This is a genomic window from Mesorhizobium sp. M2D.F.Ca.ET.226.01.1.1 (genome assembly GCF_004022705.2).
In the GTDB taxonomy this organism is placed as follows: Bacteria; Pseudomonadota; Alphaproteobacteria; order Rhizobiales; family Rhizobiaceae; genus Mesorhizobium.
Genome location: NZ_RZOY02000019.1, coordinates 16986 through 38520 on the forward strand (window position 1 = coordinate 16986; position 21535 = coordinate 38520).

Sequence of the window (21535 nt, forward strand, 5' to 3'; positions counted from 1 at the left end):
CCATCATGCTTCAGCCTTTGCCGCGTCGAAACCAAAACTGCCGAGCCGCCCATCGTGACCTTGCCCGCGCGAAACCTGCTTGCCGAAGAGGCCAGCCCCTATCTGCAGCAGCACAGCGACAATCCCGTGCATTGGCGGGGCTGGTCGCCGGCAGCGCTTGCCGAGGCCAAGGAGCTCGGACGGCCAATCCTGCTTTCCATCGGCTACGCCGCTTGCCACTGGTGCCATGTCATGGCGCATGAAAGCTTCGAGAACGACGCCGTTGCGGCCGTCATGAACCGGCTCTACGTGAATATCAAGGTCGATCGCGAGGAGCGGCCGGACATCGACCAGATCTATATGGCCGCGCTCCATGCCATGGGTGAACTGGGTGGCTGGCCGCTGACCATGTTCCTGACGCCGGACGGCAAGCCCTTTTGGGGCGGCACCTATTTTCCGCGCGAGGCCCGTTACGGCAGGCCGGGTTTCATCCAGGTGCTGGAAGCGGTCGACAAGGCCTGGCGCGAAAAGCAGCAGAGCCTCGCCGAAAGCGCCGACGGCCTGACCGCGCATGTCGAGCAGCGGCTTGCCGGCGCCAAGGGCAAGGCGGTGCTCGACCGCGATTCGCTCGCCGATCTCGCCGGGCGCATCGACGGCATGATCGACCGCGATCTCGGCGGCTTGAAGGGCGCGCCGAAATTCCCCAACGCGCCCTTCATGCATACGCTTTGGCTCTCCTGGCTACGCGATGGCCGGGCCGCGCATCGAGACGCCGTCCTCACCAGCCTGGAAAAAATGCTCGCCGGCGGCATCTACGATCATGTCGGCGGCGGCCTCAGCCGCTATTCCACCGACGCCGAATGGCTGGTGCCGCATTTCGAAAAGATGCTCTACGACAACGCCCAGCTCATCCGCCTGTGCAACTGGGCCCATGCGGCCAGCGGAAGCAACTTGTTCCGGGTACGAATCGAAGAGACCGTTGCCTGGCTGCTGCGCGAGATGCGGGTCGAAGGCGGCGCCTTTGCCGCCAGCCTCGATGCCGACAGCGACGGCGAGGAGGGGCTCTTTTACACCTGGAGTCGCGAGGAGATCGAAGCAGCGCTTGGCGACGACGCCAAAACCTTCTTTCGCTATTTCGAGCTCGCCGCGCCGCATGGCTGGGAAGGCAAGCCGATCATCCGCCAGACCGAGGCACAGCAAACTCAGGGCATCGCTGATTACGCTCAGCTTGCCCCTTTGAAAGCGAAGCTCCTGGCTGTCCGCGAACACCGGGTCAGGCCAGGCCGCGACGCCAAGGCGCTCACCGACTGGAACGGCTTGATGATCACAGCGCTCGCCGAGGCCGGCCGTTCTCTTGGCAAAGGCGACTGGATCGACGCCGCGGCCAAGGCCTTCGCGCATATTGTTGGAGCCAGCGAGCACGGCCGCCTGCCGCATTCCATGCTCGGCACCAAGAAGCTTTTCCCGGCACTATCGAGTGACTATGCCGCCATGACCAACGCGGCGATTGCGCTCTTCGAGGCGACCGACGATCAGGCCTATTCGGCACAGGCGGGACATTTCATCGACGAGCTCGACCGCTGGCATCTCGACGGAGAAAAAACCGGCTACTGGCTGACGGCCTCGGACAGCGGCGACGTGCCGATCCGCATCCGTGGCGATGTCGACGAGGCCATCCCCTCTGCCACCAGCCAGATCGTCGAGGCGCTTCTGCGGCTGTCATCGGTCACCGGCGATCTCGATCTTTGGGAAAAAGCCTGGACGACCGCCGAGCACGCCATGGGCCGCGGCGCGCAGCAGGCTTACGGGCAGGCCGGCATCGTCAATGCCTGTGCGCTGGCGCTCGAACCGCTGAAGCTGGTGCTGGTGGAGTCCACAGAGAATTCAAGCCTTGTTCCGGTTGCGAATCGGAATCCAGATCCACGCCGGGTTGATATCGTCGTGCCGATCGGCACAGAGGCGAATCGGCCGCTTTTGCCGGGTGGCGTGCTGCCGCCGACGGACAAGGCAGGCGCCTGGTTCTGCACCGGGCAGGTGTGTTTGCCGATAGTGACGGATGCGGGGGAGTTGGAAAAGCTGTTGCGGCGATAGCGCCACTTACCCTCCCGCTTGTGGGGAGGGTCGGCTCTCGATCGCAGCGAAGCGTAGATCATGAGACGGGGAGGGGGTTGAGACAAAAGAGTCTTTCGACCCCCACCCCGCTCCGCTTCGCGGATCGACCCTCCCCACAAGGGGGAGGGTAAGCCCAATCACGTATTCATCGAATCGAAGAAATCCGCGTTGGTCTTGGTCTGCTTGAGCTTGTCGATGAGGAACTCGATCGCGTCGGTCGTTCCCATCGGCGCCAGGATGCGGCGCAGCACGAAGATCTTCTGCAGGTCCGCGCGCGGCACAAGCAGGTCTTCCTTGCGGGTACCGGATTTGAGGATGTCCATCGCCGGATAGATGCGCTTGTCGGCCACCTTGCGGTCGAGCTGGATTTCGCAGTTGCCGGTGCCCTTGAACTCTTCGAAGATGACTTCGTCCATGCGGCTGCCGGTATCGATCAGCGCGGTCGCGATGATGGTCAGCGAGCCGCCTTCCTCGATGTTGCGGGCCGCGCCGAAGAAGCGCTTCGGGCGCTGCAGCGCGTTGGCGTCGACACCGCCGGTCAGCACCTTGCCGGATGACGGCACGACGGTGTTGTAGGCACGGCCGAGACGGGTGATCGAATCGAGCAGGATGACAACGTCGCGGCCATGCTCGACCAGGCGCTTGGCCTTCTCGATGACCATTTCAGCCACCTGCACGTGACGCGCCGCCGGCTCGTCGAAGGTGGACGAGATCACCTCGCCCTTCACCGAGCGCTGCATGTCAGTCACTTCCTCCGGGCGCTCGTCGATCAGAAGCACGATCAGATAGCATTCCGGATGATTGGCAGTGATCGAATGGGCGATGTTCTGCATCAGCACCGTCTTACCGGTGCGCGGCTGCGCGTTGATCAGTGCGCGCTGTCCCTTGCCGATCGGCGCGACCAGATCAATGACGCGCGGCGAGATGTCCTTCGAGGTCGGATTGTCGACCTCCATCTTCAGCCGCTTGGTCGGATAGAGCGGCGTCAGATTGTCGAAATGGATCTTATGACGGATCTTTTCCGGATCGTCGAAATTGATGGTGTTGACCTTGAGCAGCGCGAAATAGCGCTCGCCCTCTTTCGGACTGCGGATCGGCCCCTCGACCGTATCGCCGGTCTTGAGCGAAAAACGCCGGATTTGCGACGGCGAGATATAGATGTCGTCGGGGCCGGGCAGGTAATTTGCGTTGGCCGAGCGCAGGAAGCCGAAACCGTCCTGCAGCACTTCCACCACGCCGTCGCCGATGATCTCAATGTCCTGGGCGGCGAGCTTCTTCAGGATTGCGAACATCAGCTCCTGCTTGCGCATGACGCTGGCGTTCTCCACCTCGAGCGATTCGGCATAAGCGATCAGCTCTGGCGGCTTCTTGTTCTTGAACTCTGCGAGTTTCATTTCTTGCATTAGATAGACTCTGGGTAGGCTTTGGGGAGAAAAATCGGCTGGATACGACAAATGCCGGGCGCGGCCGAAAGCGAGTAAAGGGGCGGCGCATGACGGGAAGGAAGACCCGTCTTGTATCGTCGGTCGTCTGAAAGAGCAAGCCGCCTTTTGCTGGGCCTTCTTGCTGGGATCGGGGGAAGCCTAGAGCATGATCTCGAAAAGCGGGAACCGGCTTTCGGAGGAGATCATGCTCCTCATCTAGAACGGCTTCACGATGACCAGGATGACGATGACGATCATCAGCAATGTGGGGATTTCATTGACGATCCGCCAGTGCCTTGCCGGTTTTTCATTCTTGTCTTCGGCAAATTTGCGCACCGCGCCGGCGAGGTAGCCATGCAGACCCGACAAGACTAGCACCAGGGCGATCTTGGCGTGCAGCCAGCCGCCCTGGAATGCAAAGCCTTTCCAGGCCAGCCAAAGGCCGAAAATCCAGGTCACGATCATCGCCGGATTGATGATTCCCCTGAGCAGCCGGCGTTCCATCACCTTGAAGGTCTCGGACTGCACCGAACCTTTCTCGGCGTCGACATGATAGACGAAGAGCCGCGGCAGATAGAGCATGCCCGCCATCCAGGCGATGACGGCGATCACATGGATAGCCTTGGCCCAGAGATAGAAACCGTCGCCCGCCACGAAATAGAGCAGCGCGGTCGCCACCACGAGAACCACAATGCCGATCGCCATGCGCTTCATCGCCTGGCCAGTGCTGTTCCCCCTGCTTGCACTGTTCTCACTGCTGCTCATCGGTGGCTCCTCACCATTTTCACCATCGCCTCGACATGCGCCACCGGCGTTTCCGGCGTGATGCCGTGGCCAAGATTGAAGATCAGCGGCCCGCCACCCAAGGTCCTCAGAATGGAATCGACGCCGTCGGCCAGCGCTTTGCCGCCTGCGACGAGACGCAGCGGATCGAGATTGCCTTGCACGGCCCCGTCGCGCTGCAGCTCCTTCGCCGTCGACAGCGGCACCGTCCAGTCGAGACCGAGACCTGTAATGCCGGTCTTTGCCCGATAATCGCGATAACGCTCGCCGGCGCCCTTCGGAAAACCGATCACCGGGACGTCAGGGTGTACCGCCTTCACCTGCCGGACGATCTCGGCCACGGGTTCGACGCAGAAAGCCTCGAAGGATGCCTCGTCCAATACGCCCGACCAGGAATCGAAAATCTGCACGACATCGGCGCCGGCGTCGATCTGGCGGATGAGATAGGCGGCCGAGTGATCGGCAAGCGTCTTCAAGAGCCGCGCGAAGGCCTCGGGCTCGCGATAGGCGAAAAGCCGCGCCGGTCCCTGGTCCGGCGTGCCATGGCCGGCAATCATATAGGTCGCCACCGTCCAGGGCGCGCCGCAGAAGCCGATCAACGTCGTCTCGTCGGGCAGTTCAGAGCGCAGTCGGCGCACGGTCTCATAGACCGGTTCGAGATTCACGTGAAACATATCGCCGTTCAGCGCCGCGATCTCGGACGCCGTAATCGGCTTCAGGATCGGTCCGCGGCCCTCTTCGAAGCGCACTTCGCGGCCCAGCGCATTGGGCACGACGAGAATGTCGGAGAAAAGAATCGAGGCGTCGAAGCCGAAGCGCTCTATCGGCTGCAGCGTCACCTCAACGGCGAGGTCCGGATCGTAGCAGAGATCGAGGAAGGACCCGGCCCGCTTCCTTGTCTCACGATACTCGGGAAGATAGCGGCCCGCCTGACGCATCATCCAGAGCGGCGGCGGTGAAACCGTCTCGCCCTTGAGGACGTCCAGCATCTTCCGTTTCCCAGCCATCCAGCGTCCGCCCTCTCCAGTTCTCTTAAATCAAATATCTATTTTAAAAGAGTTTTCTGATTCTAAGAGTCTGTTGGTTGTGATGGTTGCGACCTGTCCAGCCTGCGGCCCGAAAAGGCCAGTCAGCATATTGTCGCGTACTCGCTTTCGCAATTTGGAGGGATCTGGGGACGACGCGGATTCAGACTTTGGAGTCAACAGCTTGGCTTTCCCGCTCCGAACGCCGCGCTGTGGATGAAACCGGCCAGGAAAAGTCGATCCCCGGTTTTGTCCCCAGCGCCATGGCAAAGCCTACAGCGGGTCGAATTGTGGACAAGCGTTCATCTGATACACTCGCTTTTTTACCCGAGGCCTGCCCATCCAGCCTTGTCCACAATTGCCCACAGCCTGGACCCATCCCCTGTGAACAAACCTCAGAGCTTCTTCCATCTGCACCTGATCTCCGACGCCACCGGCGAGACGCTGCTGGCGGCCGGACGGGCGGCGTCCGCGCAATACAAGGATGCGCGCGCCATCGAGCATATCTATCCGCTGATCCGCACCGAAAAGCAGGTCGCCAAGGTCTTCGAGGACGTAGAGGAGGAGCCAGGCATCATCCTCTATACGGTGGTCGACCAAAAGCTCGCGCGCTCGATCGACGAGCGCTGCGCCACCATGGGCCTGCCTTGCGTCTCGGTGCTGGAACCGGTGCTTGCCGTTTTCCAGTCTTATCTCGGCACGCCGGCCGGCCGCCGCGTCGGCGCCCAGCATGTGCTCGATGCCGAATATTTCCGCCGCATCGATGCGCTGAACTTCACCATGGAGCATGACGATGGCCAGCTGCCGGCCAATATGGACGATGCCGATATCGTGCTGATCGGCATCTCGCGCACCTCGAAGACGCCGACCAGCATCTATCTGGCCAACCGCGGCATCAAGACCGCCAACATCCCGATCGTGCTCGGCGTGCCGCTGCCTGAAAGCCTGATCGCCGCCAAGACGCCTTTGGTCGTCGGCCTTATCGCCACGGCCGAACGCATCTCGCATGTGAGGCAAAACCGCATTCTGGGCAATAGCGCCGCCTTCGTGCCGACCGACTATATCGACCGCGCCGCGATCAACGAGGAGCTCGCCTATGCCCGCCAGCTCTGCACGCGACATGGCTGGCCGATGATCGACGTCAGCCGCCGCTCCATCGAGGAAACGGCGGCGGCTATCGTTGCCCTGCGGGGCAAGACGCGCTAGGGCGTCGATGTAAGTGAGCACTCCGTCCAACACCCCTCATCCGACCGAGCTTCGCTCGGCCACCTTCTCCCACAAGGGGAGAAGGGAAGTCCAGCGCCAACGCCGCAACAAATCGCCGTCTGGTGGTACTTGCGGGACGCCGGCGCCGCGCTCTTCCTTCTCCCCTTGTGGGAGAAGGTGGATCGGCGCGACAGCGCCGACACGGATGAGGGGTGCTGGACGGATCGCAACCGTTGGATGAACCATCATGGCCGAGAAAATCATCCTCGCTTCGGGCTCTCCGTTCCGGAAGGCGATGCTCGTCAACGCCGGCCTCGATGTCGAGGCGGTGCCGGCAAATGTCGACGAGCGCGCGCTCGAGGCCCCGCTTAAGGACAGCGGCGTCTCGCCGGAAGATGTCGCCTCGATCCTGGCTGAGGCCAAGGCGACCCAGGTCAGCGAGCGGAGGCCCGGCGCGCTGGTGCTCGGCTGCGATCAGACCCTGTCGCTCGGCGACGAGGTCTTTCACAAGCCGGCCGACATGGAAGGCGCGCGGCGGCATCTCCTGGCTTTGTCGGATAAGACGCATCAGTTGAACAGCGCCGCCGTGCTTTGCCGCAACGGCGAGGTGCTGTGGCGCCATGTCGGCGTTGCCAGCCTCACCATGCGCAATCTCGACCCCGCCTTCATCGGCAGGCATCTGGCGCGGGCCGGCGCCAAGGCGCTGTCCAGCGTCGGCGCCTACCAGGTCGAGGGCGAAGGCATCCAGCTGTTCGAGAAAATCGAGGGCGACTATTTCACCATCGTCGGCCTGCCGCTGCTGGCGGTGCTGAAGAAGCTGCGCGACCTGGGAGCGATCGATGGCTGAGAAAAAGGCCTTTGTCACCGGCCATCCGATCGCCCATTCGCGCTCGCCGATGATCCACGGCTATTGGCTCGAGAAATACGGCATCGACGGCAGCTACCAGGCGCTCGACGTGCGGCCGGAAGATTTTGCGGCGTTCCTGGGATCGCTGGAGCAAAGCGGTCTCAGCGGCGGCAATGTCACCATTCCGCACAAGGAAGCGGCCTTCGCCCTGGTCGATCGCCGCGACGAGGCGGCGGAGGCGATCGGTGCGGTCAATACGCTCTGGCTGGAGGAGGGCGTGCTCTGGGGCGGCAACACGGACGGCCTCGGCTTCGCGGGCAATCTCGACCAATATGCGCCGGGCTGGGCGGCGAACGGCCCGGCCGTGGTATTGGGCGCCGGCGGCGCATCGCGCGCCGTCATCCACGCGTTGAAAGAGCGCGGCGTGAAGAATATTCGCATCGTCAACCGGACACTGCCGAGGGCGCGCGACCTTGCCGACCGTTTTGGTGCCGGCGTTTCCGCGCATGAACCGGATGCGGTGGGCGATCTGCTTGCCGATGCCGGCCTGCTCATCAACACCACCTCGCTCGGCATGCACGGCGACGCCACGCTCTCCGCCGATCCGGCCGGATTGCCGGACCAGGCAATCGTCACCGATATCGTCTATGTGCCGCTCGAGACGCCTTTGCTTGCCGCCGCCAGGGCGCGCGGGCTGAAGACGGTCGATGGGCTGGGCATGCTGCTGCACCAGGCGGTACCCGGCTTCGAACGCTGGTTCGGCAAGAAGCCGGAAGTGACGCCCGAGCTGCGGCGCATGATCGTCGCCGACATCGAAGGTCACTGACTTCATGATTGTGCTCGGCCTCACCGGATCGATCGGCATGGGCAAGTCCACCACGGCCAAAATGTTCGCCGAGGCGGGCGTGCCGGTGCATGATTCTGACGAGACCGTGCATCGCCTTTATGCCGGCAAGGCCGTGCCGTTGGTCGAGGCGGCCTTTCCGGGCACGACGCAGGCCGGCGTGGTCGATCGCGCGAAGCTCGGCCAACAAGTGCTTGCCGACCCCGCAGCGCTGAGGAAGCTGGAAGCGATCGTGCATCCGCTGGTGCGCGCCGACGCCGATGCGTTTCTGGAAAAACACCGCGCCGCCGGCGCACCGATCGCCGTGCTCGACATCCCGTTGTTGTTCGAAACCGGCGGCCGCAACCGCGTCGACAAGGTCGTGGTCGTCACCGCTTCGCCTGAAATCCAGCGCGACCGCGTGCTCGCCAGGCCGGGCATGAGCGAGGAGAAGTTTGCCTCGATCCTCGCCAAGCAGGTGCCCGACGCCGAAAAGCGCCGCCAGGCCGATTTCATCATCGACACCGGACAAGGTTTTGATGCCGCGCGTGCCGCGGTCGACGCGATCATCGCCGAACTCTCAGGGGAAAAGTCCGGCAAAGCCGGCTCCTGACGGCAAGCCGTCAGCAGTCCCCATTGCCATTTTGTTCTGGTTTGTGATTCTGCTCCTTGGAGCGGATTGATTCGAATGCGTGAGATCATCTTCGACACGGAAACCACGGGCCTCGATTTGCGCGAAGACCGCATCATCGAGCTCGGCGGCGTTGAACTGGTCAACCGCTTCCCTACCGGCCGCACCTTCCACAAATTCATCAATCCGCAAGGCCGCGCCATCCATGCCGAGGCGCAGGCCGTGCACGGCATCAGCGCCGCAGACCTGGTCGGCAAGCCGACCTTCGCCGAAATCGTCGATGAGTGGCTGGCCTTCACCGACGGCGCCAAGCTGATCGCCCACAACGCCACCTTCGACCTTGGCTTCCTCAATCTCGAATACAGCCGCCTCGACCATCCGGCCATCGACCCCGGCCGCATCATCGACACGCTGGCGCTGGCGCGCCGCAAGCATCCGATGGGCCCGAACTCGCTCGACGCGCTCTGCCGCCGCTACGGCATCGACAACACGCGCCGCACCAAGCACGGCGCGCTGCTCGACTCCGAACTGCTGGCCGAAGTCTATATCGAGCTCATCGGCGGCAAGCAGGCGGCGCTGGTGCTGGAGGCCGTGGCTGTGCAGATGAACGGCGCCGGCGAGGTGGCCGATATCGACATCTCGATCGGCGCCAGGCCGATCGCCCTGCCGTCGCGGTTGAGCGAGGCGGATCGGGCCGCGCATGCCGGGCTGGTCTCGACGCTCGGCGAAAAGGCGCTGTGGCTGAAGGTGGCTGTGGGGTGAGCGGCTAGCCGCATAGGCAGCGATCCTTCGCGCCCCCCTCTGCCCTGCCGGGCATCTCCCCCACAAGGGGGAGATTGGCAGTTTCGCCGCCGGCGCTTTTCCCGCCACGCCGGAGATTGGCGAAAGCCGGTGAGACATCGATCTCCCCCCTTGTGGGGGAGATGGCCGGCAGGCCAGAGGGGGGCGCTGTCCCGCCGGCATCTCCAACAAAAAAAGCCCGGCGGAAGCCGGGCTCTTGATGGCTGTAGCGATGGGTCTCAGCTCACCTGCACCTTGCCTGCAGCCTGGTCCTCGGCAATGCGCTGCTGGAACATCTGCGCGAAATCGATCGGGTCGAGCATCAGCGGCGGGAAGCCGCCATTGCGGGTGGCGTCGGCGATGATCTGGCGGGCGAACGGGAACAGCAGCCGCGGGCATTCGATGAACAGGATCGGCAGCATGTGCTCCTGCGGGAAGCCCGAAATGGCGAAGACGCCTCCATAGACCAGCTCGACATTGAACAGCACTTCCTGGTCGAAGGAGGCCTTGGCGTTCAGCGTCAGATTGACGTCGAACTGCTTGTCCGAAAGCGGGTTGGCATTGACGTTGACGTTGATGGCGATGCCGGGAGCCTTGTCGCGGCCGCGCAGCGAGTTCGGCGCGCCGGGGCTTTCGAAGGACAGGTCCTTCACATATTGCGCAAGCACGTTGAGCGAGGGCTGGTTCTGGGTGCCGTTGCCGTTGGCGGCGCCGGTCGTGGCGTCATCGTTGCTGGCCATGAGCCTTTAGTCCTTTTGCCTGGGCAGCACTGCTGACCGGATTGAAATCGCGGGTTCGCTACCATGCTCGGCCGGACAAAACAAGTTTTGCCGCCTCCTTCGGGCGACAGGTCCGGGACTAATGCATGTCGCCCAAAAGTGGGCAGCGGTTTCGGGAGGCGACATGCAAAAAACAAAAATCTTAAAGCGCGACGCGCTTTAGTCGTTCTTGAGCCGCCGCCAGGGCGAATTGTGATCCGGCCGGTTCGGATAATCGTCGCGCGAATAGTCGCTGTCGTCGAGGTCGATGACAGTGTCGCGCCGCCGCGCCGAAAAGCCGCTGCTGAAGCTGGTCGCCATGACGATGCGGTTCTTGAGCAGGCGCCAGGCGAAGTCGCGCACTGGCGGCAGCAGCAGAAGGATGGCGAAAATGTCGGTGATGAAGCCCGGGATGATCAGCAGGATCGCCGCCAGCACGATCATCGCGCCATGCGCGAGTTGCCGGCTGGGATCATGTCCGGCATCCATCTCGGCCCGCACCCGCGTCATGACGCCGAAACCCTGATGCCTGAGCAGCAGGCTGCCGGCGACGCTGGACAGGATCACCAGCCCGACCGTCGCCAAAGCGCCGATTTCGCGGCCGACAACCACGAAGCCGGCGATCTCCGCCAGCGGCAGCAGGAGCAGGAACAGCGGGATGAACGAAACGCGCAAGTCTTGACCGATCGCTTTCTTCTTTTGCGCCCCGGCGGACAATCGCCACTGGCCTTGGCGCCCTTAGATAGGTATGGCTGCCTTTGATTTGAATGATTGCGCCTGCCGTTCTATATGCTTTGAGTGTTGAACGCTACGCGACCGCGGTCCCCGACGGGGTCAGACCGGTCCGGCAAGAACAGGGTTCGAGTTGGCGGAAAATATGGGTTTTTTCGACTTCGGCACGATTTTCTTCCTGATTGCGGCGGTTGTGATCTTTTTTCAGCTGCGCAACGTGCTCGGACGTCGCACCGGAAACGAGCGTCCGCCCTTCGATCCCTATTCGGCGAGCCGCACGCGCGAGGCCGATGCGGCGCAAAAGCCCGAAAACGTGGTGTCGCTGCCGCGCAAGCGCATGCCGGGCGAAACCGCGGCCGAGACCTATGCCGACATCGACGCCTTCGCCAAGCCCGACACCGATCTCAACAAGGGCTTGCGCGCCATCAAGGACAATGACGCGTCCTTCGACCCGAAGACCTTCGTCGACGGCGCCAAGATGGCCTATGAGATGATCGTCATGGCCTACGCCGACGGCGACCGCAAAACGCTGAAGAACCTTTTGTCGCGGGAAGTCTATGACGGTTTCGTCGCGGCGATCGGCGAACGCGAGGCGAAGTCGGAAAAGATCCAGTCGTCCTTCGTCGGCATCGACAAGGCCGACATCGTCGCGGCCGAGATGAAGGGCTCCGAAGCCCACATCACGCTGCGCGTCGTCTCCGAGCTGATCTCGGCGACCCGCGACAAGGCCGGCGCCGTCATCGACGGCGACCCGGAAACCGTGGCCGAGGTCAAGGATGTCTGGACCTTCGCCCGCGATACCCGTTCGCGCGACCCGAACTGGAAGCTCGTCGCCACCGAAGAAGAAGATTGAGATAAAGCGGCGGGGCCTGGTCGTGCCGCTCTCTCCCACATTCAGCGAGACATCTTTCAGCGACTTGCCTGGCTGGGGCGAGGATGACCATCTTGCGGCTTTCGCCGCCTTTCGCCGCTCCGCCTTCCATGCACCCGTAAAACCTTATCGCACCGGATCGCTCGGCGTCGATTTCAACGCCTTTGCCGAGGCCTATGCCGAGGCGCGCGCCCTTTCGGAACCGAATCGGTCGAAAGCGCGCTCCTTCTTCGAACGGTATTTCGTTCCCGCTCTGGTCATGCCCGATAATGGCGGTGCCGGCCTTGTGACGGGTTTTTACGAACCGGAAGTCGAAGCCTCGCCGGTCAGGACGGAGCGGTTCGTCGTGCCGCTGCTGTCCCGCCCCGCCGACCTGATCGACATCGACGACGACAACCGGCCGGCTGGCATGGACACCTATCTGGCCTTCGCCCGCCGGACGGATGAGGGTCCCGTCGAATATTTCGACCGCGGCGCGATCGAGCGCGGCGCGCTCACCGGCAAAAATCTCGAGATCGCCTGGCTGGCCGAAAAGGTCGATGCCTTCTTCATCCATGTGCAGGGCGCGGCGCGGCTGAAGATGACCGACGGCAGGCCGAAGCGCGTCACCTATGCCGCGAAGTCGGGCCAACGCTTCACCGGCCCCGGCAAAATTTTGAGCGAGCTCGGCCAAATCCCGCTCGAAAAGGTGACGATGCAGTCGATCCGCGCCTGGTTCAAGGAGCGTCCGGACCGGGTCGATGAGATCCTCTGGCAGAACCGCTCCTACATTTTCTTCCGCGAAGCCGCGGTCGACGATGCGGCGCTTGGGCCTATCGCCGCCGCCAAGGTGCCGCTGACGCCGGGTCGCTCGGTCGCGGTCGACCGCCTGCTGCACACGTTCGGCACGCCCTTCTATATCGACGCGCCGACGCTCACTGCGTTCGACCAAAAACCGTTCCGGCGGCTGATGATTGCGCAGGACACCGGCTCGGCCATCACCGGACCCGCGCGCGGCGATCTTTTCGCCGGCTCGGGCGACGCCGCCGGCGAGATCGCCGGCGTGGTCCGCAATGCGGCTGACTTCTATGCGCTGGTGCCCCGCGCGCTGTTCGGTGGAGCGCGCCGGTGAGCCGTCGCGATGATCATCTCAGCGACGACGACCGCATTCTGTGGAACCTGGTGGCGCGTTCGGCCCGGCCGCTGAAGGGCAAGGCCGCCGTCGAGATCCCCGACGTCGTCGAGCCAAAGCCGGAACCGCCGCGTCCTCCCGCCAATGGCGTTCCGGTGGTGGCGGCAAAGCCTAAGATGCCGCACGTTTCGCATGCCCTCGACGACCAGACATTGCAGAAACTGAAAAAAGGCCGGCTGCCGATCGAAGGCCGTGTCGATTTGCACGGCATGACGCAGGACGAGGCCTATTCGCTGCTGCTCACCTTCCTGCACCGGGCGCATGCCGGCGGCATCCGCTACGTGCTGATCATCACCGGCAAGGGGTCGTCCTCCGGCGGCGACGGCATCCTGCGCCGTGCCGTGCCGGCCTGGCTGTCGACGCCGGCCTTCCGCCATCTGGTTTCCAGCCACGATCACGCCGCGCGCAACCATGGCGGCTCCGGCGCGCTCTATGTGCGGCTGCGGCGGACCCGGCCATGAGGATGCGGGCAATGAGCAAGCCGGCCACGAGAACGCGTCAATGACCCCGTTCGGCGAAAGGCTCAGGGCACTGCGCGCCGAACGCGGCGTCAGCCAGAAGGCGATGGCCGAGGCCATCGGCGTCAGCGCCGCCTATCTGTCGGCGCTCGAGCACGGCCGCCGTGGCGCGCCGACCTGGACGCTGATCCAGAAGATCATCGGCTATTTCAACGTCATCTGGGACGATGCCGAGGATCTCGCCCGCCTCGCGGAGAGCTCGCATCCAAGGGTGAGGATCGACACGTCGGGCCTGTCGCCGGCGGCGACCGAACTCGCCAATCTTCTGGCCGAAAGCATCGAAAAACTTGATGAAGCGGAACTGCAACGCCTCAGCGCGTCGATCCGCGCGGCGCTTGGACGGCCCTGACTTTTGCGTGCCAGCGGGGATCGCAATGCTTCCGCTGGTGCCTGCGTTCGCTTCACCTGAAGCGACACAGGCAGCCAGCGGTTGTGAAGATCAGAACTTGCCGGCGCCGTTGGTGCTGCCGCGGCCGCCCTTGCCCTCACGGCCTTGATGATCACGGCCGCCATTGCCGCCGCCCAGGCAGTTCGCGGAGCCGACGCTGCAGCAACGGCCGCTCCACAGGTCATTGAGGTTGGTCGCGGCGCAGCTTTTGTAGGTCTCGTCCGCCAGGGCCGATCCGGTCAGGGCCGACACCGCGGCGGCGGCAAGCAGGGTATTGCGCAGGAAAGCAGTCATTTGAAGTCTCCATGGTTGGGTTTCTGTCCACGGCTGTGTGTCGCCGGCCGAACGGAAACGGTTCATGGAGTCGTGCAAAAAACTTTCGGAGCCGCGCGGGCCGAGGCTCTCGCCTACTGGACTGAGCCGACGAGCACCGCCTGGCCGTCGCGGATCGACACCCAGCGTCCAGTGTTGTCGATCGCCTGCCGCTTCAGGAAGCGATAGCCGGTCGCGTCCCAGGCCTTGACCCTGTCGGTCAGATTGTCGAGCACGTAGTCGCCCTTGTCGGTGCGCACCGTCAGCACCGAATGGCCTTCGCCGTCCGGCTTGCGCACAACGGTGATCAGGAGATCGGCGAGCGACATGCCCATGCGATAAAGCTGGCGGCGCTTTTCCAGCACATAATCCTCGCAGTCGCCAAAGCCGTCGTCCGGATAGGCCCAGACTTCGTCCTTGCCGTAGTGATCGAGGTCGCTCATCGGCTTGACGACCGCGTTGACCTTGGCGCTTACGCTCACCAGCCTGCGCCACAGGGCATCCGTCATCTTGGCCGGTTCGAGATCGACCGGGCGGATGTTGCATTCGCTCGGATGCGCCTTGCAGAAATCATAATGGCCGATCGGCTGCGAGGTCAGGCCGCCCGTGGCCATCGCGCCGGCCGCCCAGGCGGGTACTGCCCAATGCGCAGAGATCGCCAGCCCTGCGGCTGCACACAAACGCAGAATCCGCGTCATCGCTGAGGAAGTCATTGTCCCCGCCGCCCTCTCCTTTATTAACGAAACGTTAAAGGCGATTTACAGTCCGTGTCAATTACAGACGACGGCCAGTTTGACGGCATGGTTACCTGCGCGATCCGGTAGCGGCAGTTTCGCAACACAGGCACGAGTGCAACACGTGCGACCGCCGAGGCGGCGGCACGACAGCACGGCTCTGAGTGGTTGCGCAATTCCGGACGGAAAGTTACGGCGAAGGCGCCGAGCTTGACCGCTGCGCACTTTTCCTGGGATTGCTCCAGCGCTCAACTCCTGGCGGAGCGGACCAGCTTCGGCTTCACCGCCACCCGCTGCTGGCGGCCATAGCTGGAAATGAAGTCGGCGATGCGCGGCACAATCTCGGAGCGGAAGCGCGAGCCGTTGAAGACGCCGTAATGGCCGACGGCCGGCTGCATGTAGTGGACATGCTTGTCGGCGGGTATGTTGACGCAGAGATCATGCGCGGCCTGGGTCTGGCCGAGGCCGGAAATGTCGTCGTTCTCGCCTTCGATGGTGAGCAGCGCAACATTGCGGATCGCCGTGCAATCGACCGTCTCGCCGCGATGCTTCATCTCGCCCTTCGGCAAGGCGTGGCGCACGAACACCGTGTCGACCGTCTGCAGGTAGAACTCCGCCGTCAGGTCCATCACCGCCAAATATTCGTCATAGAAGTCGCGATGCTTCTCGGCGTTGTCGCCGTCATTTTTCACAAGGTGCATGAAGAAGTCCTTGTGGGCGATGATGTGGCGGTCGAGGTTCATGCTCATGAAGCCCGAAAGCTGCAGGAAGCCGGGATAGACGTCGCGGCCGAAACCCGGCACCGGCCAGGGCGCCTGCATGATGACATTGTCGCGGAACCAGGCGATGCCCTTTTCCTCGGCAAGCAGATTGACCGCCGTCGGATTGCGGCGCGTGTCGATCGGACCGCCCATCAGCGTCATGGTGGAGGGCACGAAGGGATCGCCGCGCTTTTCCATCAGCGCCACCGCCGCCAGCACCGGCACGGAAGGCTGACATACCGCCATCACATGCGTGTCGGGCCCGAGCGCATGGAACATCTCGATGACATAGTCGATATAGTCGTCGAGATCGAAACTGCCTTGCGCCACCGGCACCATGCGGGCGTCGACCCAGTCGGTGATGTGCACGTCGGCATGAGGAAGCATCGCCTCCACCGTGCCGCGCAGCAGCGTCGCGTAGTGGCCCGACATCGGCGCCACGATCAACAGCTTCGGATCGGGCTTGCGGCCGGCCGGCAGCGCGCGCTCGAAACGAATGAGGTTGCAGAACGGCTTCGACCAGACGGTCTTTTGCGTGACGTCGATGCTCTTCCAGTCGACGACGGCCTTGTCCAAGCCGAACTGCGGCTTGCCGTAGCGGCGTGTGGTGCGCTCGAAGAGCTCGGCGCCCGCCGCGACCGAGCGGCCGATCGGCGTGTGGGAAATCGGATTGAGCGGGTTCGAATAGAACAGCCGGACGGCATCGGCGTAAAGGCGCGCTGGCTGCAGCGCCGCATGGTTCAATTCGTAAAGCTGATAGAACATCGAGAACCTCGCTGCCGTCCGACCACAAAAAGCGACGACGAACAGCGCCGAGCCTTGAATGTCTCCTGGCGAGGTTAACAAGATATTGTTGCGATGCAATACGTCATTTTGTCTGACGAATGCGTCTTTCGTTCAACCTGTTGAAAATCGGGCTTGAGCGGGCGAGCCGGCTCAATATGCGCTGCCGAAGTGTGAACGAAATGTGTCCGGCCCCTCATGCCGGACACCAGACCATGATCCCGAAAACTGGATTCCGGTTTTCGGAAAAGATCATGGTCCAAGCGAGACCTCAGACGCGCGCCATGCAGACGGCGGTCTGGCCCGAACCGATGAAGCCCAGCTCTCCGGCGGCGCCGCGCGAGAGGTCGAGCACGCGGCCCTTCACGAACGGACCGCGATCGTTGATGCGCACGACGACGCTACGGCCGTTGTTCTTGTTGGTGACCCGCAGCTTGGTGCCGAAAGGCAGCGTGCGATGGGCGGCAGTCAAAGCCGAGGGGTTCATGCGTTCGCCCGAGGCGGTTCTGGAATGCAGCGCATACCAGGAAGCGCGGCCGCACTGCGCGGCGGCGGAGGAGGCGCCTGCCATCAGGCCAGCCGCGATCGTTACCGCGACAAGCGCGGTCTGGTTGGTTTTCTTCATGCTTTGGGGAGGGCTCCGTTAGAAATAGACCCCGCCGTTAGGTGCCGAATGAGGCGGGAAATGCGGCATTGATCTGGCGGTTCCATGGCAACGGCACACGTTTGGAGTCGTCACGAAACAGTTTGTCATGATATTTCTGGAGCCGGACTGGCGTATTCTCGATGAATATCGGGCCGGTATCCGGGTTGTTCCGGGCAAGATCGGTCATCGAGATTCAAGTAGAGAGGAACGGAACTGCTCCGCTTCCTCCGCGTCTTTTGTTGTGTCCCTAACGCTGTTCAGGATCGACTTTCGGAGAGGGTCTTGCCGATGCGATTGATCAGGTTTGTGCTGGCGCTGATTGTGCTTGGGCTGGGCGCGCTTTGGTCGCTGCAGGGCCTCGGCCTTGTCCAGGGCAGCTTCATGACCGGCCAGAGGCAATGGCTCTATATCGGGCTCGTCACCATGCTGGTCGGCGTCGTCGGGCTCCGTTGGGCGAACCGTTCGCGCGTCTAAAGCGCGTCGCGTCTGAACAGCCTCATGCGACGCGCTTTAGGTTGTTGCTTTTATGCATGTCGTTGTCCCAAAACCGCTGCGCACTTTTGGGCGACATGCATTAGAGCGGTTCACCGTTTCATGGAAACGGCGAACACCCTATCTCTTGGTTTTGGCGCAATTTCCGGACGGAAGGCTACGGCGAAGTCGCCGAGCCTGACCGCTCAAGTTGCTCTGGAGCGTTTCACCGTTTCACGGAAACGCCAGATGCCGGCGGGTTGTCGGATCGGTCACTGCGACCAGTACTGCCAGGCCGAGTAAAAACTTTCGTCACGCGGCGGCAGGCGGTCGCGCTCGCCTGCGAAAAGACCGGCGTCGGCGATTTCGCTTCGCCCTCGGGTCGGCCGTCCTCCAGACGCTTGTCGGCCGCCGGCAGGCGCAGCAGCCACGTGCCGACATGGGCGAACAGCACGGCGGTGGAATGGGTCACAAGTCCTTCTCCTTCGCTCCGTTCATTCCCGCCCCGCCCAGGGCACCAGCACGCGCTCGATCCGGCGGATGATGAATTCGAGCACGAACGCGATGATCGCGATCACCAGGATACCCATGACCACCACGTCGGTGACCAGGAACTGCGCCGCCGACTGGATCATGAAACCGAGCCCTCGCGTCGCGGCGACCAGCTCGGCCGCGACCAGGGTCGACCAGCCGGCGCCGAGCGCGATGCGCAGGCCGGTGAGGATCGAAGGCAAGGCGCTTGGCAGGATCACGTGGCGGATGACCTGGGCGCGGGTGGCGCCCAGCGAACGCGCCGCGTCGACGCGCTCGCGCGAAACGCCGCGCACGCCGGCAGCGGTCGACAGCGCCACCGGCGCCAGCATGGCGATGGCGATGACCAGGATTTTCGACGGCTCGCCGATGCCGAACCAGATGATGATCAGCGGCAGATAGGCGAGCGGCGGGATCGGCCGCAGGAACTCGAGCAGCGGGTCGAACACGCCGCGCCCGATCCGGCTGATGCCGATGGCCAGGCCGACCGGAACGCCGACGAGGATCGCGGCGATCAGCGCCGCGAACACGCGCCAGAGCGAGGCAAGCAGGTGCTGGAGCAGCGTCGCATCGACGAAGCCGTCGCGGGCAACGATCACGAACTTCGCCCAGACAGCGGCGGGCGAGGGAAGGAAGACCGGCGACACCAGCTGCAGCGAGGCCGACGCCGTCCAGGCGATCAGCAGGAGAAGGATGGTGATCGCGCTGACCAGCCTGGCCGAGACAAATGTCCGTTTCGGCCGCGGCCGCGACCACGGCACGGAAAATCCGTCATTCTCCCCGGCCTTCGCGGTGGGTCTTTCGCTGTAGGCGCTGACGCTCATACCGCCTCTCCTTCGAAGATCGCGTCGGTCAGATCCGCGCGGGCCGCGGCGAAGGCCGGATCGGCCTTAATAGTGCGGATGGGCTCGCCGGCGGCGTAGCGCCGGCCGAAATGGGTCTCGAAAGTCCGCACCACATGGCCGGGACCGGGCGCCAGCACGACGATGCGGGTGGCGAGCACCAGCGCTTCCTCAATGCCATGCGTCACCATCAGCACGCCGACCTGGGCCGCTGCCCAAAGATCGAGCAGTGTCGTCTGCATGCGCTCGCGCGTCAGCGCATCGAGCGCGCCGAGCGGCTCGTCGAGCAGCAGGAATTCGGGTTCGGCGGCCAAGGCGCGGGCAAGGCCGACGCGCTGGCGCATGCCGCCGGAAAGCTCCCAGATGCGCTTGTCGCCGGCATCGCCGAGTTTGACCAGCGACAGCAGCTCGTCGGCGCGCCGCGCCCTTTTGTCAGCGGACACGCCACGCAGCCGAAGCGCGAAGGCGACATTTTCCCGCGCCGTCAGCCAGGGAAACAGCGCGTCGTTTTGGAAGACCACGGCGCGATCGGAGCCAGGCCCGGTGATCGGCCGGCCGTCCACCGTTGCCAGGCCGCCCGAGGGCTCGACCAGGCCGGCGGCGACGTTGAGCAGCGAGGTCTTGCCGCAGCCGGAACGGCCGACCAGCACGACGAAATCGCCCTTAGAGATGTCGAGCGAAACGCGCTCGACCGCGGGCGCTTTCTGGCCGTCATAAAGAACGCTGACTTTGTCGAGGATGAGATGCGACATCGGCGTTTTGGCCTCTGTTGGATTAGGTGCCTGCCCCGAAGCCGCGCCTCGTAAGCGGCTTCGGGATAGGCAAGCGCAAGGCCAGGGAAGGAGGCCGCGCTGCCGAACAATCCCCGGAAAGGCGGTCATCCTTCCGGGAATTGCATGGAGAATGCTCAGTTCGAGGCGAGCGCCTCGCTGGCATATTTCGCCGTCACATATTTCGAATAGTCGGGCAGCACGGCGTCGACTTTGCCCTGCTCCCTGAGGAAGGCGGATGTTGCCGCGACGGCCTTGACGGTCGCGCCGCCGAGGAACTTGTCCGAGGCCTGCTCTTCAAGCGGCGGGAAGACATAGCCCTTCAGCAACTCCGGCACCTCTTCCACCTTGGCGCCTGTCAGCTTGGCTATCTTGCCGGCTTCCGGCGACGACACCGACCAGGCCTCCGGCTTGGCGAGGAACCGGGCATAGGCTTCGCCGGTCACCTTGACGAAGTCGCGCACGGCCTCGGGGTGCTTTTCGGCAAAATCGGTGCGCACGATCCAGGCGTCGAAGGTCGGCGCGCCCCAGGCGGCCACCTGCGAGGAATCCAGCACCACCTTGCCGGTTGTCTTGACCTGGCCCAGCGCCGGATCCCAGACATAGGCCGCGTCGATGTCGCCGCGCGCGAAGGCGGCGGCGATCTCCGGCGGCCTCAGATTGAGGATCTGGACCGACTTCGGATCGACACCTTCATGCTTCAGCGCCGCCAGCAGGCTGTAATGCGTGGTCGAGACGAACGGCACCGCGACCTTCTTGCCTGCGAGGTCGGCGACCTTCTCGATGCCGGCGCCGTTGCGGGCGACCAGCGCTTCCGACGGGCCGATCAGGCCGACGACGAAAATGGTCTCGATCGGCAATTGGCGGCTGGCGGCCGCGGCCAGCGGGCTCGAGCCGACATAGCCGATATCGACCGAGCCGGAAGCGATCGCCGCGATGACGTCGGCGCCGGAATCGAATTTGCGCCAGTCGATCGTGGCCTTCGTCGCCTTGTCATAGGCGCCGTCGGCCTGCGGCACTTTCGAGGGCTCGACCGCCGTCTGGTAGCCGATGGTAATCTTGAGATCCTCGGCGCTGGCCGGGCCGAGCAGGGCTGCGCCAGCAAGAGCGGCGGCCGACGAAAGCAGCAGAATGCGTCGTGAAAGGATTGACATTGAAAGGCTCCATAAATCCCTGAAAACCGGATTGCCTTTCTATCGTCCGTTAATTCTATCGGGTTTGTAGAGTTAAATCCTTCCAAGCAAGCGGGCTTTGTTGGAAAAGTGTCGCCGGGTAACGGCAGGACGGGCGCAAAGGAATGGTTGCGGATAGGCGCCGGCTGGCGGACGCCCGCAGCGCCTCGGCCGCTTGCCGGCTGGCGAAGCCGTCCCCGTCCGTCGTCATTCCAGGGCGGAGCAAGGAGCGAAGCGACGCGCGCAGACCCTGGAATCCATTCCGTTACGCTAAGGCGTTGCTACCGTGCAGAATTCTGCTCCGCCGCATCCCTCGGCCAAGGTCACGGAATGGATTCTAGAGTCTGCGCGACGCTTTGCGTCGCTCCGCCCTAGAATGACGACCGCGTGGATGCGCGCAGCGAACGAAAATTCTCCAGTCGGCTCATCCAGGCAAATTCATGCTTCAAAGCGCGGGCGAATTGA

25 protein-coding genes are annotated in these 21535 nt (G+C 63.6%); 11 read left to right on the top strand and 14 right to left on the bottom strand.

Annotated features, from left to right (window positions below; genetic code table 11):
• Positions 1 to 54: 54 nt before the first annotated feature.
• Positions 55 to 2070, top strand: coding sequence for a thioredoxin domain-containing protein (locus EN869_RS30685; protein WP_127230346.1), 2016 nt, complete (start codon positions 55 to 57; stop codon positions 2068 to 2070).
• Positions 2071 to 2228: 158 nt separating this feature from the next.
• Here the strand turns inward: EN869_RS30685 and rho are convergent, their stop codons facing one another.
• The 3 genes from rho to hemE all read right to left on the bottom strand — a co-directional run bounded on the left by rho (position 2229) and on the right by hemE (position 5305).
• Complete coding sequence (gene rho, locus EN869_RS30690) at positions 2229 to 3494, bottom strand: transcription termination factor Rho (RefSeq protein ID WP_127230347.1); 1266 nt, start codon at positions 3492 to 3494, stop codon at positions 2229 to 2231.
• Positions 3495 to 3731: 237 nt separating this feature from the next.
• Positions 3732 to 4280 (bottom strand): protoporphyrinogen oxidase HemJ, encoded by a 549-nt coding sequence (gene hemJ / locus EN869_RS30695; protein WP_127230348.1) that lies wholly within the window; start codon positions 4278 to 4280, stop codon positions 3732 to 3734.
• Positions 4277 to 5305 (bottom strand): uroporphyrinogen decarboxylase, encoded by a 1029-nt coding sequence (gene hemE / locus EN869_RS30700; protein WP_127230349.1) that lies wholly within the window; start codon positions 5303 to 5305, stop codon positions 4277 to 4279. The genes hemJ and hemE overlap by 4 nt, the downstream gene beginning before the upstream one ends.
• Positions 5306 to 5707: 402 nt before the next feature.
• Here hemE and EN869_RS30705 point away from each other — a divergent pair, with 402 nt between their 5' ends.
• The 5 genes from EN869_RS30705 (at position 5708) to dnaQ (ending at position 9592) form a co-directional block, all read left to right on the top strand.
• Positions 5708 to 6529: a pyruvate, water dikinase regulatory protein gene (locus EN869_RS30705; RefSeq protein ID WP_127230350.1), complete on the top strand. Its 822-nt coding sequence runs from the start codon at positions 5708 to 5710 to the stop codon at positions 6527 to 6529.
• A 247-nt stretch (positions 6530 to 6776) separates the two neighbouring features.
• Positions 6777 to 7376, top strand: a complete 600-nt coding sequence (locus EN869_RS30710) for a Maf-like protein (protein ID WP_127230351.1) — start codon at positions 6777 to 6779, stop codon at positions 7374 to 7376.
• Entirely contained in the window at positions 7369 to 8202 is an 834-nt protein-coding gene (locus tag EN869_RS30715; RefSeq protein WP_127230352.1) for a shikimate dehydrogenase, read from the top strand. The genes EN869_RS30710 and EN869_RS30715 overlap by 8 nt, the downstream gene beginning before the upstream one ends.
• A gap of 4 nt (positions 8203 to 8206) precedes the next feature.
• Complete coding sequence (gene coaE / locus EN869_RS30720; RefSeq protein ID WP_127230353.1) at positions 8207 to 8812, top strand: dephospho-CoA kinase; 606 nt, start codon at positions 8207 to 8209, stop codon at positions 8810 to 8812.
• 75 nt (positions 8813 to 8887) lie between these two features.
• Positions 8888 to 9592 carry a DNA polymerase III subunit epsilon gene (dnaQ, locus tag EN869_RS30725; protein WP_127230354.1) on the top strand — a complete coding sequence of 235 codons (705 nt, stop codon included), beginning with the start codon at positions 8888 to 8890 and terminating at the stop codon, positions 9590 to 9592.
• Between the two features lie 257 nt (positions 9593 to 9849).
• Here dnaQ and secB read toward each other — a convergent pair whose 3' ends face one another.
• Together secB and EN869_RS30740 are read right to left on the bottom strand one after the other, a co-directional pair.
• Positions 9850 to 10350: a protein-export chaperone SecB gene (secB, locus tag EN869_RS30735; RefSeq protein ID WP_127230355.1), complete on the bottom strand. Its 501-nt coding sequence runs from the start codon at positions 10348 to 10350 to the stop codon at positions 9850 to 9852.
• Between the two features lie 198 nt (positions 10351 to 10548).
• On the bottom strand, positions 10549 to 11043 hold the full coding sequence (locus EN869_RS30740) for an FxsA family protein (protein WP_127230356.1): 495 nt from the start codon (positions 11041 to 11043) through the stop codon (positions 10549 to 10551).
• Positions 11044 to 11245: 202 nt separating this feature from the next.
• On the opposite strand from EN869_RS30740, the gene EN869_RS30745 reads away from it, so the two are divergent.
• From EN869_RS30745 to EN869_RS30760, 4 genes are read left to right on the top strand one after another with little or no spacing between them, the layout of a single operon-like run.
• Positions 11246 to 11953: a Tim44/TimA family putative adaptor protein gene (locus EN869_RS30745; protein WP_127230357.1), complete on the top strand. Its 708-nt coding sequence runs from the start codon at positions 11246 to 11248 to the stop codon at positions 11951 to 11953.
• Between the two features lie 22 nt (positions 11954 to 11975).
• Positions 11976 to 13082, top strand: a complete 1107-nt coding sequence (locus tag EN869_RS30750) for a murein transglycosylase A (protein WP_127230358.1) — start codon at positions 11976 to 11978, stop codon at positions 13080 to 13082.
• On the top strand, positions 13079 to 13603 hold the full coding sequence (locus tag EN869_RS30755) for a Smr/MutS family protein (RefSeq protein ID WP_127230359.1): 525 nt from the start codon (positions 13079 to 13081) through the stop codon (positions 13601 to 13603). Before EN869_RS30750 ends, EN869_RS30755 begins: the two co-directional genes overlap by 4 nt.
• 40 nt (positions 13604 to 13643) lie before the next feature.
• A complete protein-coding gene (locus EN869_RS30760) occupies positions 13644 to 14009 on the top strand; it encodes a helix-turn-helix transcriptional regulator (RefSeq protein ID WP_127230360.1) in 366 nt (121 codons plus the stop codon).
• Between the two features lie 90 nt (positions 14010 to 14099).
• Here the strand turns inward: EN869_RS30760 and EN869_RS30765 are convergent, their stop codons facing one another.
• The 5 genes from EN869_RS30765 to EN869_RS34655 all read right to left on the bottom strand — a co-directional run bounded on the left by EN869_RS30765 (position 14100) and on the right by EN869_RS34655 (position 17471).
• Complete coding sequence (locus EN869_RS30765; RefSeq protein ID WP_127230361.1) at positions 14100 to 14342, bottom strand: hypothetical protein; 243 nt, start codon at positions 14340 to 14342, stop codon at positions 14100 to 14102.
• A 113-nt stretch (positions 14343 to 14455) separates the two neighbouring features.
• Positions 14456 to 15073, bottom strand: coding sequence for a transglutaminase-like cysteine peptidase (locus tag EN869_RS30770; protein WP_127230362.1), 618 nt, complete (start codon positions 15071 to 15073; stop codon positions 14456 to 14458).
• Between the two features lie 269 nt (positions 15074 to 15342).
• Positions 15343 to 16620 carry a polyhydroxyalkanoate depolymerase gene (locus EN869_RS30775; RefSeq protein WP_127230363.1) on the bottom strand — a complete coding sequence of 426 codons (1278 nt, stop codon included), beginning with the start codon at positions 16618 to 16620 and terminating at the stop codon, positions 15343 to 15345.
• A 289-nt stretch (positions 16621 to 16909) separates the two neighbouring features.
• Positions 16910 to 17263, bottom strand: a complete 354-nt coding sequence (locus tag EN869_RS30780; protein ID WP_127230364.1) for a septal ring lytic transglycosylase RlpA family protein — start codon at positions 17261 to 17263, stop codon at positions 16910 to 16912.
• Between the two features lie 37 nt (positions 17264 to 17300).
• Positions 17301 to 17471 (bottom strand): hypothetical protein, encoded by a 171-nt coding sequence (locus tag EN869_RS34655; protein ID WP_167507123.1) that lies wholly within the window; start codon positions 17469 to 17471, stop codon positions 17301 to 17303.
• Positions 17472 to 17572: 101 nt separating this feature from the next.
• Here EN869_RS34655 and EN869_RS30785 point away from each other — a divergent pair, with 101 nt between their 5' ends.
• The gene (locus EN869_RS30785; RefSeq protein WP_127230365.1) at positions 17573 to 17758 is read left to right on the top strand and encodes a hypothetical protein; all 186 of its coding nucleotides are present in this window, start codon (positions 17573 to 17575) and stop codon (positions 17756 to 17758) included.
• A 223-nt stretch (positions 17759 to 17981) separates the two neighbouring features.
• Here the strand turns inward: EN869_RS30785 and EN869_RS30790 are convergent, their stop codons facing one another.
• The 4 genes from EN869_RS30790 to tauA all read right to left on the bottom strand — a co-directional run bounded on the left by EN869_RS30790 (position 17982) and on the right by tauA (position 21052).
• The gene (locus tag EN869_RS30790; protein WP_245489652.1) at positions 17982 to 18227 is read right to left on the bottom strand and encodes a hypothetical protein; all 246 of its coding nucleotides are present in this window, start codon (positions 18225 to 18227) and stop codon (positions 17982 to 17984) included.
• Between the two features lie 22 nt (positions 18228 to 18249).
• Positions 18250 to 19110 (bottom strand): ABC transporter permease subunit, encoded by an 861-nt coding sequence (locus EN869_RS30795; protein ID WP_127230366.1) that lies wholly within the window; start codon positions 19108 to 19110, stop codon positions 18250 to 18252.
• Complete coding sequence (locus tag EN869_RS30800; RefSeq protein WP_127230367.1) at positions 19107 to 19880, bottom strand: taurine ABC transporter ATP-binding protein; 774 nt, start codon at positions 19878 to 19880, stop codon at positions 19107 to 19109. The genes EN869_RS30795 and EN869_RS30800 overlap by 4 nt, the downstream gene beginning before the upstream one ends.
• A 155-nt stretch (positions 19881 to 20035) precedes the next feature.
• Positions 20036 to 21052, bottom strand: a complete 1017-nt coding sequence (gene tauA / locus EN869_RS30805; RefSeq protein WP_127230368.1) for a taurine ABC transporter substrate-binding protein — start codon at positions 21050 to 21052, stop codon at positions 20036 to 20038.
• Positions 21053 to 21535: the final 483 nt, after the last annotated feature.